Consider the following 692-nt stretch of genomic DNA (forward strand, 5'->3'; position numbering starts at 1 on the left):
CTAAATAACTGATCCCAATAGTGCTACACCTTCGCTGTGCCATAGCCATTCCCCGGGAAAGGAGACACGGTATCCATGAAGTGTTTCACTCGGGCCAGCAGGTTTGCCATCCCTCTGCATTGATGATTGCGCGTGATGGTTTCATGTAACTTGTGCCATAGCCGTTCTATGTGATTAACCCAAGGGCTGTAAACTGGCTGGAACACCAGGCAGAACTTGGGATTCTTCTTCAACCATCGCTCGGTCTGTTTGCTTTTGTGAATGATGTAGTTATCGAGGATCAACGTGATGGTTTTGGCTCGTCGGTAGTGGTGGCGCAGCTTTTCCAGCATGGCAATAAACAGCGATGAGTTTTTCTTGATCCCGCTGACGTAAAGTACCCTTCCGTTGCCTGCGTGGAGAACGCCTGCCAGATAATGCTTGGCATTCTGCCCCGGTGTGACAACCCGCTTTTGCTGCGCTCTGAACATCCAGTCGGCTCCTAATTTGGGATTGAGGTCTATATCGACTTCATCCTCATAAAACACCGGATTATCGGCATCACAGCGGGCCAGCGCGGCGTCGATATTCGCCATTTTTTCCTGATAGGCTGGGTCTTTTATCCGCAAGGTCGGCACGGGCCTGCGCCAGACAATGCCCATACGAGGTAACCATCGGCGGAGCGTGGAGGCTGCCACATTGAGCCCTGTTAA

At 51.7% G+C, this 692-nt stretch carries 1 pseudogene; it reads right to left on the reverse strand.

The window, feature by feature from the left end:
- Positions 1 to 23: 23 nt before the first annotated feature.
- A pseudogene (locus OKC44_RS22060) lies at positions 24 to 692 on the reverse strand (IS630-like element ISAhy2 family transposase); the annotation flags it as partial.

This window comes from Aeromonas sp. S41-2 (genome assembly GCF_027705845.1).
Classification (GTDB): domain Bacteria; phylum Pseudomonadota; class Gammaproteobacteria; order Enterobacterales; family Aeromonadaceae; genus Aeromonas; species Aeromonas hydrophila.